The organism is Rhizobium sp. AN73, assembly GCF_030757975.1.
GTDB lineage: Bacteria > Pseudomonadota > Alphaproteobacteria > Rhizobiales > Rhizobiaceae > Agrobacterium > Agrobacterium arsenijevicii.
Genome location: NZ_JARWME010000002.1, coordinates 1,843,977 through 1,858,390, shown reverse-complemented (window position 1 = coordinate 1,858,390; position 14,414 = coordinate 1,843,977). Strand labels below are relative to the sequence as shown.

Sequence of the window (14,414 nt, the reverse complement as noted above, 5' to 3'; positions counted from 1 at the left end):
CCCTCTGTCGCTTTCCGGTTCTATATCGTGTCATCAACAGAAGTGAAACAAAGAACAAAAAAGAACATTGCAATCCTGAAAAAGCCGTCATACCTTCAGCGCCATGACGATCAAGGTTTCGAACGAAGCGGCAAGGCGGATTTTTCTGGCGCGGCAGGGGCTTTCCTCCCCGCCCGGCAAGGCGCTTTCCAAGGATGGCCTGTTGCAGCTCATTACCGATATCGGTTTTGTGCAGGTGGACAGTATCGGCACGGTGGAACGCGCCCATCACCAGATCCTTTTTTCCCGCAACCAGACCTACAGGCGTGAACATCTGACCACGCTGCTGGAAAAGGACCGCGCGCTCTTCGAGCACTGGACACATGACGCCTCCATCGTACCGACGGAATTTTACCCCTATTGGAAACACCGCTTCCGCCGCCGCGAGCCGATCATTCAGGAACGCTGGCGCAAATGGCATGGCGAGGGTTTCGATGCGGCTTTTGCTGAAACGCTGGAACGCATTTCCGCCACCGGTCCAGTTCTGGCTCGGGAGTTGAAGGAGGAGGGGCATCAGTCCGGCGGCTGGTGGAACTGGCATCCCTCCAAGACAGCACTCGAATATCTGTGGCACACCGGCAAGCTCGCAATCTCCGGCCGCGTGAATTTCCAGAAGGTCTATGACCTGGCGGAACGGGTCATTCCCGGCGAGCACCACGAAAGCGAAGTGGAGCATACGGAATTTGTCGACTGGGCCTGCCGGCAGGCGCTCAGCCGATTGGGTTTCGCCACCCATGGCGAAATCGCCGCCTTTTTCGATCTCGTCACCCCGCAGGAGGCGAGGGACTGGGTCAAGAGCCATCGTGACGAGCTGTGCGAGGTCTCGCTTCTCGCAAGCGATGGCGGCGCTGCCCGCCCGTCCTACGCCTTTGCGGATTTCAGCGCCGATGTCTCCAACCTGCCGGAACCGTCGTCCCGCGTCCGTGTCCTCAGCCCCTTCGACCCGCTTTTGCGCGACCGCAACCGCACGGAAAGGCTGTTCGGCTTTTATTACCGCATCGAGGTCTTCGTGCCTGAGCCGAAACGGCAATATGGCTATTATGTCTTCCCGCTGCTGGAGGGCGACCGGCTGATCGGCCGCATCGACATGAAAGCGGACCGCAAGCGCAGCACGCTGGATGTACGCCGCCTGTGGCTGGAACCGGGCGTGCGCGCCTCAGCAGGACGGCTTGAAAAGCTCGACGCGGAACTATCGCGGCTTGCGAAGTTTACCGGGGTTGAGAGCGTGAATTATCTGGAGGGCTGGCGGGAGGACAAATGAAGGTGTCTTTTCGCGGTGCCGGAATGTAGTGGCGAGCGATGCCACCCGGCGTCATCCTCGCCCTTGAGGCGAGGATCCACAAGCCGCGGAAACAATGGCTTCCGGGGTCGTGACTTCATGTGTCCGGAACATCTCAAGCATGTCACGTCGGGAACTGTGGGATGGATCCTCGGCACAAGGCCGAGGATGACGCCGAGCGGGGGGAGAGCGCGCCAACCGAAGCGCTCTCGCGAAGCCCCTAAATCACCCGATATCCGTAGCCGAAATCTTGATGCCGAAACCTTCGAGACCAACATAATGACGCTCGCGCGTCGTCATCAGCTTGATCGAGCTGATGCCGAGGTCTTTGAGGATCTGCGCGCCGAGACCGATTTCCAGCCATTCGTTTTCGCGCGAGCGGGCCTGTGCATGCGCCTCGTCGGGATCACGCGCCTTGCGCCGTCCAACCACCTGGCCGACGCCGACGGAACCTTCGCGCAGGTAGACGATGACGCCGCGGCCTTCCTCGGCGATCTTCTGCATATAGTGCTGCACCGGCTGGCGGTCGCCGAACACGTCGTCGGCGACGTTTTCCGGGTGCAGGCGAACGGGAATATCGACGCCGTCGCGGATATCGCCGAAAATCACCGCCATATGCTGCATCCGGTCCCAGGGCAGGGAATAGGTCTGCGCCTTGGCAGGCCCGAACGGCGTTTCGATGGTGAAGGAGGATTCCATCTCCACCAGCGTTTCCTTGCGCTGGCGATAGGCGATGAGGTCGGCGACGGAAACCTGCTTAAGCTTGTGTTTTTCCGCAAAAGCGGTGACCTGCGGCCCGCGCGTGACAGTGCCGTCATCATTGACGAGTTCGCAGATGACGCCGATGGGCGGCAGGCCCGCCAGCTTGCAGAGATCGACAGCCGCTTCGGTATGGCCGGAGCGCATCAACACACCGCCTTCGCGGGCAATCAGCGGAAAGATGTGGCCCGGCCGGGTGAAATCGGCGGCGCCGGCATTGGGGTTGGCGAGATTGCGCACCGTCAGTGTGCGGTCGTCGGCGGAAATGCCGGTCGTGGTGCCGTGCTTGAAATCGACGCTGACGGTAAAGGCCGTCGTATGGGCACTGTCGTTTTCCGCCACCATGGCGTTGAGGTTCAGCCGCTTGGCTTCTTCGCGTGGCATGGGCGCACAGACGATGCCGGAGGTGTGGCGCACGATGAAGGCCATGTTTTCCGCCGTGCAATGCACCGCGGAAATAATCAGATCGCCTTCGTTCTCGCGGTCGTCGTCATCGGTCACGACAACGATTTCACCGGCTTCGAAAGCGCGGATGGCGTCGACGACACGTTTCTGATCATATGCCATTTCTAGTCTACCTCACTTTAGCCGGCCGGTCTGGCCGCGGTCTCTCAGATAGTGGTCGGCAACGGTGCAGGCGATCATTGCCTCGCCGATCGGCACGGCGCGGATGCCGACGCAGGGGTCGTGGCGACCCTTGGTGCGCACATCGACATTGTTGCCGTCGGTATCGATGGACAGGCGCTCCGTCAGAATGGAGGAGGTCGGCTTGATGGCGAAGCGGGCGACGACGGGCTCGCCGGTGGCGATACCACCCAGAATGCCGCCCGCGTGGTTGGACAGGAAAATCGGCTTGCCGTCATTGCCCATGCGCATCTCGTCGGCATTTTCTTCGCCGGAAAGCTCGGCGGAGGCAAATCCCTCTCCAATTTCCACACCCTTGACGGCATTGATCGACATCAGGCTGGAAGCGATATCCTGATCGAGCTTGGCGTAGATCGGCGCGCCGATGCCGGCCGGAACCCCTTCCGCCACGACTTCGATGACGGCGCCGATCGACGATCCCGCCTTGCGGATGCCGTCAAGATATTCTTCCCACACGGGCACCATGGCCGGATCCGGGCAGAAGAACGGGTTCTGGTCGACCTGATCCCAGTCCCAATTGTCACGGTTGATCTTGTGTTTGCCGATCTGCACCAGCGCACCGCGCACATTGAGGCTTGGCACCACCTTGCGGGCGATTGCGCCTGCGGCGACACGCGCCGCCGTCTCGCGGGCGGAGGAGCGCCCACCGCCGCGATAATCGCGAATGCCGTATTTCAGGTCATAGGTGAAATCGGCATGGCCGGGGCGGAAACGTTTGGCGATCTCGCCGTAATCCTTGGAGCGCTGGTCGGTATTCTCGATCAGCATGGAGATCGGCGTGCCGGTGGTTATCATCGTCTCGCCGTCCTCATCCAGCATCACGCCGGAGAGAACTTTTACGATGTCATCTTCACGGCGCTGGGTGACGAAGCGGCTCTGGCCGGGCTTGCGCTTGTCCATCCAGTGCTGCACCTCGGCCAGCGTGAAGCGAATGCCGGGCGGGCAACCGTCCACCACGCAGCCCAAAGCGGGCCCATGGCTTTCTCCCCAGGTGGTAACGCGAAAAAGATGACCGAAGCTGTTATGCGACATATTTCTCTAGACCGGAAAACAGGGCACGCCTGCGGACAGGGGCCGTTTAAAACAAGCGGACTTGTCATAGTAGAAAATCGGACCAAGGCAAAAGCCTTTCTTTCATCGCAAGTCCGATAAGAAGGTGACGCACCGTTCACGACGCGGAGCACACCGGAAAACGACAGGCTTCGCCTTGGGAACCGACCCGGGCGGGGGAAATGATTCGGCGGCAATGGCCAGGTTTTTCCAGATGACAGAAGTGTAAAAACGCCGGCGTTTTCCACGCTATTCCGCAGTTTTCCAATATTGCTGTGAAATGCGGTGTAAAAATCACTAACGACTTGAACACGATCCCAAATCCGTTCATCAATTGGGCCGAAAATGTCATGGTTGCGGGCAATTTCCGCCACATTCGAAAGGCAATTCTTCATGCATGTAAGGTTTTCACGCAAATCCACGAAAGCTAGATCGATGCGTATGATGATTGCCGCCCTTCTGGCCACCGCCAACTTGCTTATGCCCATCAACAGCTACGCCCAGAGCGTCGATGTCGAGGGAATGATCAGCAAGATCGACGTGAATGCGCTGACCATTACGCTGAACGACGGAAAGAACTATCGCGTGCCGGAGGAGTTCAACTTCGAAGGCCTGAAGGCGGGCGTGAAGGTCGTTGTTTTCTATACCGAAGTGGACGGGAAACGCGTGGTCGACGATCTCGAGGTCGTGCAGTAAGGGCTGCGGTTGCGGCTCTGCCTCTTGACGGTGCGAACCTCTCTAATCTTGTTCAGGAAGCACGAACATTTCCGTCATGCCGGACTTGATCCGGCATCCAGCCGTTGCGGCTCTCGCGGGGCGGGATGAGCTTTTTCAGCCCAAGGACTTGGGCTGGCTAGATTCCGGCTCAAGGCCGGAATGACGAGGCGAGGGGTTCCAGCGCTTCCCTCAAGAAATCCAGTCTGCAATGTTCCTGTCGATCTCGACTTTCAAAATCCGGTCCTGCGGGATTTGCGTCGTGGAAGCCTCGTCCTTGTCCATGCCGGAAACCAGCCGGAAGATCGAGCGGATGACGCCGCCGTGGCAGACGCATACCGTCGGTACCTCGACGGAGGAGAGCCATGCGCCGATGCGCCAGGACAGGATTTCGTAGCTTTCGGCGTCCTGTCCGGGGGGAATGAAATCCCACTTGTTGGCCTTGCGAGCCCTTACCCGGTCGGGAAATTCTTTTTTCAGTTCCGGAAGCGTCTGACCTTCCCAGTCGCCGAAGGAGACTTCGACGAGGCGGTCATCGGTGCGGTAGGCGAGGGGATCGAGCCCCATCGCCCCGCGCATCAGTTCCATGGTCTCGCGTGTGCGCCCGAGCGGGCTTGCCACGTAATCGAATTCTTCGGCGGAAGCGCCTAGAATTTGCGCGAGAACCTTGCCGTTACCGACCGCCTGTTCGCGGCCGAAATCATTGAGCGGAATGTCTTTCTGGCCCTGAAGCCGGCGTATCGCATTCCAGTCCGTTTGTCCGTGCCGGATCACATAGACGAGCAAGGCGATACCCCTGTTTCAAGCTTCCGCGCTGGTCAGTCCTTGACCACCGAAATATCCGGCGCGTCCACTGCCTTCATGCCGATGGTGTGATAACCTGAATCGACATGGTGGATTTCGCCGGTCACAGCCGTCGAAAGGTCGGACAGCAGGTAAAGCGCCGACTTGCCGACTTCCTCGATGGAAACGGTGCGCTTCAGCGGCGCATTATATTCGTTCCATTTCAGAATGTAACGGAAGTCGCCGATGCCGGAGGCGGCAAGCGTCTTGATCGGGCCGGCGGAAACGGCGTTGACGCGGATGCCGCGATTGCCGAGGTCGACGGCGAGATAACGCACGCTGGCCTCAAGAGCCGCCTTGGCCACGCCCATGACGTTGTAGTTCGGCATGACCTTTTCGGCGCCGTAATAGGTGAGCGTGATGATCGAGCCACCATCGTTCATGATCGGCTCTGCCCGCTTGGCAACGGCGGCCAGCGAGAAGACGGAAATGTCCATGGTGCGGTTGAAGTTGTCACGGCTGGTGTCGAGATAGCGGCCGGTCAGCTCGTCCTTGTCGGAAAAGGCGATGGCGTGCACGACGAAATCGATCTTGCCCCAGTGCTTTTCCAGCCCGGCAAACACCGCATCGATCGTCTCGAGATCGGTCACGTCACAGTGGCCGGCCATGAAGGCGCCCAGTTCCTGCGCCAGCGGTTCAACACGCTTCTTCAGCGCGTCGCCCTGCCAGGTGAGCGCGATTTCCGCGCCCGCGTCCGCGCAAGCCTTGGCAATGCCCCAAGCGATTGAACGATTATTTGCGACACCCAAGATGATGCCGCGTTTGCCAGCCATAAGGCCGGATGCCTGAGCCATTGTATGCTCCCTGATACTTTCGATTGATCCTGCCTATGGCATAGGCTGCAATCCTGTTCAAGATTGCCGGGGATCATCTACTGTTAGGGAGCGTAACAAAGGGTGCGTTGTCCCGCCTATTCGCAAAACTTTCACAAATAGAGGCCTTCGCGCATGTGCCGCATGAGATCGGTCACCTTCTCATCAGGCTTTTCGAGCAGGATGATGCGCAATTCGATGACGAGATCGCCGTATTCACCCTTGCCATCGGCAAGGCCCTTGCCGGCAAGCCGGAGCACGCGATCGGAGCCGGACCAGGCCGGAATGGTGACGGTTTCCTCGCCAAGCGGTGTGCGGATCTTGGTTTCGCAACCCAGAACCGCGTCACCGAGCGAGATCGGCAGCGTCGTATGAATATCGAAGCCGCGCAGGGAAAAGGCGTCGTCGCGTGCCGCGAGCAACGTTACGGAGAGATCGCCACGCGCCATGCCGGGAAGTTTCAGTCCCTGTCCCTTCAGCCGCACCACATGGCCGTCGGTCATTCCGGGTTCAAGCTGGAAACGGGATTCGCGGTCCTCGGCAAGCGCAACGGTTATCCATTTGCGCTCCAGAAGGTCGGCAACCGTGACAGTGGCTTCCGCCGTGATATCGGGTGCCTTTTCTGCTGCCGGCTGGGCGGGGCGGAAGCGGCGCACGAGCGCGCTGAAGAGATTGACGGCAAGCGAGACGGGGGCGGATTTGTCGTCGGCAGCGCCCGGCTGCCCGGGTTCACCGGCGCTCGGCATATCACCTCTGACGCTGCTGGCTGCAGCTTTCGCCGCTTCCGCTGCCTGCTGCACCTTGGGGTCGTTCTGGGCCTCGGCGCCAAAAATCCGCTCGACGATATCCTCGGCCGTTTCCGGCTTGGCATCGGCTTTCTGGCCGGTCTGCGCCCTGTTACGGGCATCCGCACGGGCAAGTTCTTCCATCAGTTTTTCAGCTGCCCTGGCGCGCTCGGCGGCCTCGCGTGCCGCCTCCCGCTGCTGCATGATGGTTTCGCCACGCTGCTTCTTTTCGGCTGCCTTGCGGGCCTGATCGTAAAGATCGCGCTTTTTGGGGTCTTTCAGAAGATCATAAGCCTGCCCCACCTCGGCGAATCGCGCTGAGGCGTCGGGGTCGTCGCGATTGGCGTCCGGATGGACGGTTTTCGCCTTCGTGCGCCAGGCGGCCTTGATGTCCTCGTGGCGGGCGTCACGTTTCACGCCGAGGATGGAATACGGATCGCGCATGCGAAACACCAGTTACGTTGGCTCAGGCGCGTGCCGCCGCTCATGGCGCAATCCTGAAACAAACCCCTCCGAAAAGGGATGCCGCGATCATTCGCAAGCACGCCCTCGGTTTACTCAACGTCGACTGTTGCAATAAGTTGCTAATCAGTTCTTTACGGGGAATGCGTGCTGCCGTGCGGCCAGCCTTATTCCACGCACCAGGGTAAACAGTTTATTTCTGCTCGAAGCGGGTGAGTAACCATTCGCCGGTTTCCGACATGCAGGCCTGTCCGGTGTAGCTTGCAACACCTTCGAAGGAATGGCGTGTCGTCTTGAAATCGCGGCAGACGAAACCGCTGGACTTGTCTTCGCGGATGGTGGTGACGACGCCGGCGCTGCCGGTTGCGGCATTGGCCCATGGCAGCGGCTGCTCTGCGAGTTTGGTGAGATCCGCCGATGTCACGGCGTTGCGGATGGTCGCGTCGTCAGTTTGCGGGCCGTTGCTCGATTGATTGGGGACCGAAGCGGTGGAAAGTGAACGGTCGATCTTGTCGCCGCCGAACAAATCGAGGCTGACGCATCCGCTCAGCACCACGAGCATTGACACGATGGCGGAAACTTCCGCTATCGACGAAAGGAGGCCCTTTGTTCGACTGTTCGACTTTGCTATGACGGTCACCATCTTTCACCAGAGATCATCTCTGGGGTCCAAATCAGCTCGGGAGCATTTTAGTCAATATGTCGGAAACGGGGTTAACATCCAGTGACTTCACTGAAGAAAATGAACCGTTCACGCTTTTTGCCGAGTGGCTGAAGGACGCGGCGGCTTCCGAAATCAACGATCCGAACGCTGTTGCGCTTGCAACCGTCGATGAAAACGGCCTGCCGAATGTACGCATGGTGCTGTTGAAAGACGTCGACGATCGCGGCTTCGTTTTCTACACGAATTTCGAAAGCCAGAAGGGCAGGGAAATTCTGGGGCAGAAAAAGGCGGCCATGTGTTTCCACTGGAAAAGCCTGCGCCGGCAGGTGCGCCTGCGTGGCGAGGTGGAAATTGTCACCGACGCGGAAGCGGACGCCTATTACGCTTCGCGTCCGCGCGGAAGCCGCATCGGCGCCTGGGCATCAAAGCAGTCGCGGCCGCTCGAAGGCCGTTTTGCGCTGGAAAAGGCCGTTGCCGAATATACCGCCAGATATGCGATAGGCGATATTCCGCGCCCGTCCTACTGGTCCGGTTTCCGCATTCGCCCCGTCAGCATTGAGTTCTGGCACGACCGCAAGTTCCGCCTGCACGACCGCGTCGAATTCCGTCGCGAGACGCCGGACGCGCCGTGGTCGAAGGTTCGCATGTATCCTTAAGGGCAGCGAAGGCGGGCTGTTGGTGAGATATCTCGCCAAACTCGACGTCATTCTCGGGCTTGACCCGAGGATCCATGGTCGCCGCTGATTGTGGATCCTCGCCTCAAGGGCGAGGATGACGGAGAGGGAAGCGCACTGCCGCTGCAGGCGCTCCCTTTTCTCCGTCTATTTCAGCAGCGAATCAAACAATGGCAGCCCGATGACGGCGGAAATGGCGATCAGGCCGTAGCAGATGCGCCTGAATGCCGCCTCGTCGGCAAGCCCGTGCAGGCGCGCCCCGGCATAAAGACCCGCTCCGTAAAACGGCAGGGCCAGCAGGAAAAAAACGAAGACATCGGCGGTGAACAGACCACCGAAAAAATAGCTGGCGGTGGAAATCACCGTCGAAATCGCGAAATAGAGAATGACATTGGCGCGCACGAAAGCGCCTTTGAGGGCGCCACCAAGCCAATAGGCGACGATGGGTGGACCACCCAATTGTGCCGCGCCGGAAAACAGCCCGGCAACAAGCCCGGTGAACAGGGTCAGCGGCGTTTTCGGCCGGCCGCTGTAACGCCAGCCGGACACCAGAAACAGCAGCAACACGACGACCACGACGGAAATGATCCAGCGCAGGGTCAGGGGATCTCCGTTGGAAAGCAGGAGTGTGCCGAGCGGCACGCCGACAAGCGCTCCGGCCGCCATGGTGAAGACTTCGCGCCTGTCCGCCATGCGCCAGGCAGGTGGTATCATGCCGAGTGTCAGGACACCGTCCACCACCAGCAGAACCGCCGAGGCGATGCGTGGCCCGACGATGGCGCTCGCCAGCGGAATGAAGATGAGGGCAGCACCGAAACCCGAAAAACCGCGGGCAAGGCCGGCGAGAAAGGCAGCGCCCGCAAACATCGCAAGCAGCGACGGGCTATGCGCGGTGATGAGAGCAGAGAAAAAATCGAGGTGAGACATGGGCGATGGCACGGTTGTTCGAATACCTTTTCTCTATCCCGCTTGCAGGCGCATGTCGCGGAAATTTCCGTTCATGGTTGCACGACGCCCTTAAGGGTCGACGCCGTTGAAGAATCATGATTAGAGTTGTAGCGCAGGAACAAAGGATGAACAAATGCTTGCTGACATGATGCGTCGGTTTGAAGAGGCCTCGCAAAAATATGCCGCTGAAAACGGAATATTCCGCGACCCGGACTGGTACATGCTGAAGCTTCAGGAAGAGGTTGGCGAGGTCACGCAGGCCTGGAACCGACTGACGGGGCGGGGACGCATAAAGGGCAGGAGCAAAGAGGAGATGAAGCGGGATCTGACCGATGAAACCGCCGATCTCCTCGGCCACGTGCTGTTGCTGGCCCATTATAACGGTCTCGACATCAAAGCTTCGATAGAGCGCAAGTGGCGTTTTACGCCACCGGTATGAAAGTTTGCGGCGAGGCATCCAACCTTTGCGCTACCGGTTCTGTCACCGCTGTGATTATGAGAGCGAGACGATAAAGAACAGAATAGCGAGAATGGTGGCTACGGGCGTCATGACCCGCCGCTCCGCACGGCTTCGCGACATTGCGTTCAATCCGATGCTCACCGCAAGAGTGCAGGCGATGATCCAGATGCCGGCTTCGATCCAACCTGCCGGCCACAGAGTAATGAAGCCTGCCTTTTGCAACGGAAATGATGCCGCAAGGGCGTAGATCGCGACAGATGCCAGGCTGGCAATGCGTTGCGTGGCGGGAAGAACCCTTTGCTCGCCGCCCCAGGCGAAGCGACCGAGGGGCGCACCCGCCGCAAGGGCAATCTGAAATGCGCAAAGAGCGAGCAGTATAAGCGTCGTGAGCGACACGGCGACAAGCAACATGACCACTCCGTTTATGGATGCGCCGACAAATGAATTCGAACAGGATCGGCCTGTCAGCCGATATGCTCGTCACCATAAGGACCAATGGCTAAAGGCATGTGACGCACTTTCATACCTCTGATGACGGCGCCTTTTGCAGAAGGCCTGCAACCACATGAAGGTCGCTTGAAACAGCGATGCATTTTTCCCGCATTTCCTCGGTCGGCGGTGCGACGTCAGGCACCATGATCGTCATCATGCCCGCCGAAGAGGCGGAGCGGACGCCGTGCCAGGAATCTTCGAGCGCGAGGCAACGGCCCGGATCGATGCCGAGACGTTTTGCGGCGGTCAGATAGGGCATGGGCGAGGGCTTCGGCTCCGCATAATCACCGCGGGCGACGATGGTGTCGAAACGTTTGAGCAGGTCATAAGGACCGAGATGGCGCGTAACCAGATCGTGCCGCGAGGAGGTGGCGATGGCGCGGCGGATGTCGAGCCTGTCGAGAAGATCGAGAATTTCGACGACACCGGGTTTCAGCGCCACACCTTCCGCCATCATCACGGCAAGATGCCTGAGCCACGCATCGCGGAAGGCATCGATCGGAAAATCTGCGCCATAATCGGCAAAGATGGTTCCTGTGATGACATCCCACGGGCTGCCGCAGACCTTCTGATAGGTCTCGACCCGCATTCCGTGGCCGCCCTCATCTGACGCGGCCAGAAAGGAATCGCGATAAAGCGCCTCGCTTTCGATCAGCAATCCGTCCATGTCGAAAACGACAGCATGCGGGAGAAAAGGCAGCATGGTGGCTTAACCGAACCGGAAGGAGCGTTCGCCGAGGCTCTCGAAGGGCCGGATCAGGTAACCGTCCGGATCGGCCACAATGAATTGCCGGTTGCCGACTTCGACGGTGCCGCGCCTGTACCACTTTTCCTCCGGCGAAAGGACAAGATCGACCGAGGATCGCTCCAGCCGCGCGAGAATGGGCAGCAGCGAAGGAACGGCAAGTTGCAGGTTCATGCCGCGACCCAGCGGAAACTCAAGTGCTGCATTTTCCGCCACGAAAGTCCGGGTCGCACCGATCTGGTCAATCATCAGCTGCGCGTCACCCAGCGCCAGATAGGCAAAGCCCTCTTCGGCGCGCTCGTAGACCACATGAAAACCGATCAGGTCGCAATAAAAAGCGCGGCTTCTCTGCCAGTCGCTGACGGCAAGTTCCGGGACGAGGGCATTTCGTATGATGGTCATGGTCTCCTTTGCCGCGCAGGCCCGGCAATGGGAGGAGGGGCCTGCCGTGATGGTGCGATCTTAGCGTCTTCTCGGCGGCGTGCCAGAGGAATCCTCATCATGGCAGCCATGTGCGATACTGTGGGCTGAGATTATTGCGGCAAGTTCAGCTTTTCGACTGGCCGCAACTCTCCTTCCCGTCATGCCGGACCTGATCCGGCATCCAGCCAGCCCAAGTCCTTGGGCTGAAAGGGGGTATTCACGCCGCGCCGACGCGTATCGGGTGGATTCCAGCTCAAGCCGGAATGACGGATGTGGGGATATGCCGCCAAGGACTACTGACAGTAATTACCAGCAGGTCGGCAGATTTACGCCTTCGTGCCACCGACGGTGATCTGATCCATGCGCAGATGCGGCTGGCCGACGCCGACCGGCACCCATTGTCCGGCCTTGCCGCAGTTGCCGATACCGGTGTCCAGTTTCGAGATCGTTGCCGATCATCGAGACGCGCTTCATCGCATCCGGGCCGTTGCCGATCAGCATCGCGCCCTTGACCGGCGCACCGATCTTGCCGTTCTCGATCAGATAGGCCTCGGTGCAGCCGAACACGAATTTGCCTGACGTGATATCCACCTGTCCGCCGCCGAAGGACACGGCATAGATACCCTTTTTGACGGAGGCGATGATTTCCTCGGGCGTCTTGTCGCCGGATAGCATGTAGGTGTTGGTCATGCGCGGCATCGGCACATAGGCATAACCCTGACGGCGGCCGTTGCCGGTGGCTTTCGCGCCCATCAGCCGGGCGTTCTGGCGGTCCTGCATGTAACCCACCAGCCTGCCGTTCTCGATCAGCACATTATAGGCCGACGGCGTGCCCTCGTCATCAATGGTCAGCGAGCCGCGGCGATTGTCGATTGTGCCGTCATCCACAACTGTCACGCCGGGGGCAGCGACCATTTCGCCCATCAGGCCGGCGAAGGCCGAGGTCTTCTTGCGGTTGAAATCGCCTTCGAGACCATGGCCTACAGCCTCGTGCAGCATGACGCCGGGCCAGCCGGAGCCGAGCACCACATCCATGGTGCCGGCCGGCGCATCGATGGCGGTGAGGTTGACCAGCGCCTGACGCAGCGCCTCGTCGGCGCCGTGCTGCCAGCTTTCCGTCGTGATGAAATCACCGAAACCGACACGGCCGCCAATACCGTAGGAGCCGCTCTCCTGTCGGTCGCCTTCACCCGCCACCACGGAAATGTTGATGCGGGTCATGGGTCTGATATCGCTGACGCGATGACCGTCGGCACGCAGAATGTCCACCATCTGCCAGCTTGCGGAAATCGTTGCCGTCACCTGCCGGACATTCGGGTCCTTGTCGCGCAGATAGGCGTCGATATCAGTGAGAAGCTTTACCTTCTCCTCGAAGCTGGGGCTGCCGATGGGGTTTTCGTCGCCATAAAGCTTCTTGTTGGTGCGCTGCGGCGCTGCGGCATAGGAGCCGGAATATCCTCTGGTCACGGCACCGACGGCGTCGGACGCACGTTTCAGCGCGGCCTGCGAAAGCTCGCCCGCATGGGCATATCCAACCGTCTCGCCGGCGACGGCGCGCAGGCCAAAACCCTGGTCGGTGTTGAAGGAACCGCCCTTCAGGCGGCCATTGTCGAAGGTCAGCGATTCGGCCTGGGCATGCTCGATGAACAGCTCGCCATCGTCAGCACCGGTGAGCGCTTCTGCGACCAGCTTGCGCAACTGCGTCTCGTCGCAATCGAAGAGATTTACAAGGTCGTTGGTCATCGAAGGCTCCAGTCTTTATCGTTATGACCGATTTAGGCACTGGAGCCGTCAGACGCAAGGCTGTCTCTTTATGACAAGCCTCAGGGAAGCGCGTCGTAGCCTTCGGCAAAGCCGGTCAGCTCGATCGGAATGCCGACACGATCCTGATCGACGGATTCACGCAGCGCGAAAACCGCGTTCTTGCCGGCGCGCAGAACCTTCAGCAGTTCGTCGTCGATATCGACCTCGACATAGCAGCCTTCGGAGAAGCAGCGGGTGAAATAGGCGCGGCCGATATTGTTGTTGTCGATATAAAGCTCCATGCCGTCCTTGAGCAGCACGCCGAGCGGCGCCAGAATGCGCAGGATGCGCGACTTGCGGTCGGCGGTCTTCAGCACCACCACCGAAAGCCCGACTTCCGGGCGGTCGTCGGCGATCACGTTCTGCATCAGGGCGCATTGATCTTCGGACGCGCCAGCCGGCTTGTCGCAGATCACCGACCATGCTCCATGCGTCGACTTCGGCGTTCCGGGCGGCTGCTGTTGCGCCAGCGCCGATGCGGCTGGAGCGATGATGGCAAGACCGGCGGCGGCAAGAAAAGTGCGCGCGAGCGGGGAAAGACGCATGGATACCTCTGGGATTCAGATCAGTGCGGCTATTTTGACGCCATAATCCGGAAAAAAAGCCTTGGTATCTCAATTCCAGCCGAGTTGGGCGGAAATAGGACCTGTCCGCTGATGCCGGCACCTGATTTGACCGTCGATCAGTCGGTGTCCGGCGGCTTAAGTCGGCCATAAAAGCGGCTGGCAGCAGGGGCTGTGCCGGATTTTGACCATTGCAAAGCGCGTCCGAAATATCTGGCAGGATGCGGCACGTGGGAAACTCGGCCACGATGAAA

General features: G+C 59.8%; 15 protein-coding genes and 1 pseudogene. 4 read left to right on the top strand and 12 right to left on the bottom strand.

Going from position 1 to position 14,414, the window contains the following annotated elements; genetic code table 11:
- Positions 1 to 103 precede the first annotated feature (103 nt).
- Positions 104 to 1,300, top strand: coding sequence for a winged helix-turn-helix domain-containing protein (locus tag RBH10_RS19140; RefSeq protein WP_281036116.1), 1,197 nt, complete (start codon positions 104 to 106; stop codon positions 1,298 to 1,300).
- A gap of 243 nt (positions 1,301 to 1,543) precedes the next feature.
- On the opposite strand, the gene ribB is transcribed toward RBH10_RS19140, so the two are convergent.
- Positions 1,544 to 2,644, bottom strand: a complete 1,101-nt coding sequence (gene ribB / locus RBH10_RS19135; RefSeq protein WP_281036117.1) for a 3,4-dihydroxy-2-butanone-4-phosphate synthase — start codon at positions 2,642 to 2,644, stop codon at positions 1,544 to 1,546.
- A 12-nt stretch (positions 2,645 to 2,656) separates the two neighbouring features.
- Entirely contained in the window at positions 2,657 to 3,754 is a 1,098-nt protein-coding gene (aroC, locus tag RBH10_RS19130) for a chorismate synthase (RefSeq protein ID WP_281036118.1), read from the bottom strand.
- A 453-nt stretch (positions 3,755 to 4,207) separates the two neighbouring features.
- Here aroC and RBH10_RS19125 point away from each other — a divergent pair, with 453 nt between their 5' ends.
- Complete coding sequence (locus RBH10_RS19125; RefSeq protein WP_281036119.1) at positions 4,208 to 4,468, top strand: DUF1344 domain-containing protein; 261 nt, start codon at positions 4,208 to 4,210, stop codon at positions 4,466 to 4,468.
- Between the two features lie 210 nt (positions 4,469 to 4,678).
- Here the strand turns inward: RBH10_RS19125 and RBH10_RS19120 are convergent, their stop codons facing one another.
- The 4 genes from RBH10_RS19120 to RBH10_RS19105 form a co-directional block, all read right to left on the bottom strand.
- A complete protein-coding gene (locus RBH10_RS19120) occupies positions 4,679 to 5,272 on the bottom strand; it encodes a histidine phosphatase family protein (protein ID WP_281036120.1) in 594 nt (197 codons plus the stop codon).
- Positions 5,273 to 5,304: 32 nt separating this feature from the next.
- Positions 5,305 to 6,123, bottom strand: coding sequence for an enoyl-ACP reductase FabI (fabI, locus tag RBH10_RS19115; RefSeq protein ID WP_045018275.1), 819 nt, complete (start codon positions 6,121 to 6,123; stop codon positions 5,305 to 5,307).
- Positions 6,124 to 6,254: 131 nt separating this feature from the next.
- Complete coding sequence (locus tag RBH10_RS19110; RefSeq protein ID WP_281036121.1) at positions 6,255 to 7,370, bottom strand: DnaJ C-terminal domain-containing protein; 1,116 nt, start codon at positions 7,368 to 7,370, stop codon at positions 6,255 to 6,257.
- A 211-nt stretch (positions 7,371 to 7,581) separates the two neighbouring features.
- Positions 7,582 to 8,031, bottom strand: a complete 450-nt coding sequence (locus tag RBH10_RS19105; RefSeq protein ID WP_281036122.1) for an RT0821/Lpp0805 family surface protein — start codon at positions 8,029 to 8,031, stop codon at positions 7,582 to 7,584.
- Positions 8,032 to 8,087: 56 nt separating this feature from the next.
- Between RBH10_RS19105 and pdxH the strand changes: the two genes are divergently transcribed.
- Complete coding sequence (gene pdxH, locus RBH10_RS19100) at positions 8,088 to 8,708, top strand: pyridoxamine 5'-phosphate oxidase (protein WP_281036123.1); 621 nt, start codon at positions 8,088 to 8,090, stop codon at positions 8,706 to 8,708.
- Between the two features lie 165 nt (positions 8,709 to 8,873).
- On the opposite strand, the gene RBH10_RS19095 is transcribed toward pdxH, so the two are convergent.
- Positions 8,874 to 9,653 (bottom strand): sulfite exporter TauE/SafE family protein, encoded by a 780-nt coding sequence (locus tag RBH10_RS19095; protein ID WP_045018269.1) that lies wholly within the window; start codon positions 9,651 to 9,653, stop codon positions 8,874 to 8,876.
- Between the two features lie 154 nt (positions 9,654 to 9,807).
- On the opposite strand from RBH10_RS19095, the gene RBH10_RS19090 reads away from it, so the two are divergent.
- The gene (locus RBH10_RS19090; protein WP_281036124.1) at positions 9,808 to 10,113 is read left to right on the top strand and encodes a MazG nucleotide pyrophosphohydrolase domain-containing protein; all 306 of its coding nucleotides are present in this window, start codon (positions 9,808 to 9,810) and stop codon (positions 10,111 to 10,113) included.
- A gap of 54 nt (positions 10,114 to 10,167) precedes the next feature.
- Here RBH10_RS19090 and RBH10_RS19085 read toward each other — a convergent pair whose 3' ends face one another.
- The 5 genes and pseudogenes from RBH10_RS19085 to RBH10_RS19065 all read right to left on the bottom strand — a co-directional run bounded on the left by RBH10_RS19085 (position 10,168) and on the right by RBH10_RS19065 (position 14,142).
- Positions 10,168 to 10,545, bottom strand: a complete 378-nt coding sequence (locus tag RBH10_RS19085) for a hypothetical protein (RefSeq protein WP_281036125.1) — start codon at positions 10,543 to 10,545, stop codon at positions 10,168 to 10,170.
- Positions 10,546 to 10,654: 109 nt separating this feature from the next.
- Positions 10,655 to 11,329: an HAD family phosphatase gene (locus tag RBH10_RS19080; protein WP_306180758.1), complete on the bottom strand. Its 675-nt coding sequence runs from the start codon at positions 11,327 to 11,329 to the stop codon at positions 10,655 to 10,657.
- 6 nt (positions 11,330 to 11,335) lie between these two features.
- Positions 11,336 to 11,773 carry a VOC family protein gene (locus RBH10_RS19075; protein ID WP_281036128.1) on the bottom strand — a complete coding sequence of 146 codons (438 nt, stop codon included), beginning with the start codon at positions 11,771 to 11,773 and terminating at the stop codon, positions 11,336 to 11,338.
- A gap of 347 nt (positions 11,774 to 12,120) precedes the next feature.
- A pseudogene (gene tldD, locus RBH10_RS19070) lies at positions 12,121 to 13,537 on the bottom strand (metalloprotease TldD).
- 80 nt (positions 13,538 to 13,617) lie between these two features.
- Positions 13,618 to 14,142: an invasion associated locus B family protein gene (locus RBH10_RS19065; RefSeq protein WP_045018257.1), complete on the bottom strand. Its 525-nt coding sequence runs from the start codon at positions 14,140 to 14,142 to the stop codon at positions 13,618 to 13,620.
- Between the last annotated feature and the right edge of the window lie 272 nt (positions 14,143 to 14,414).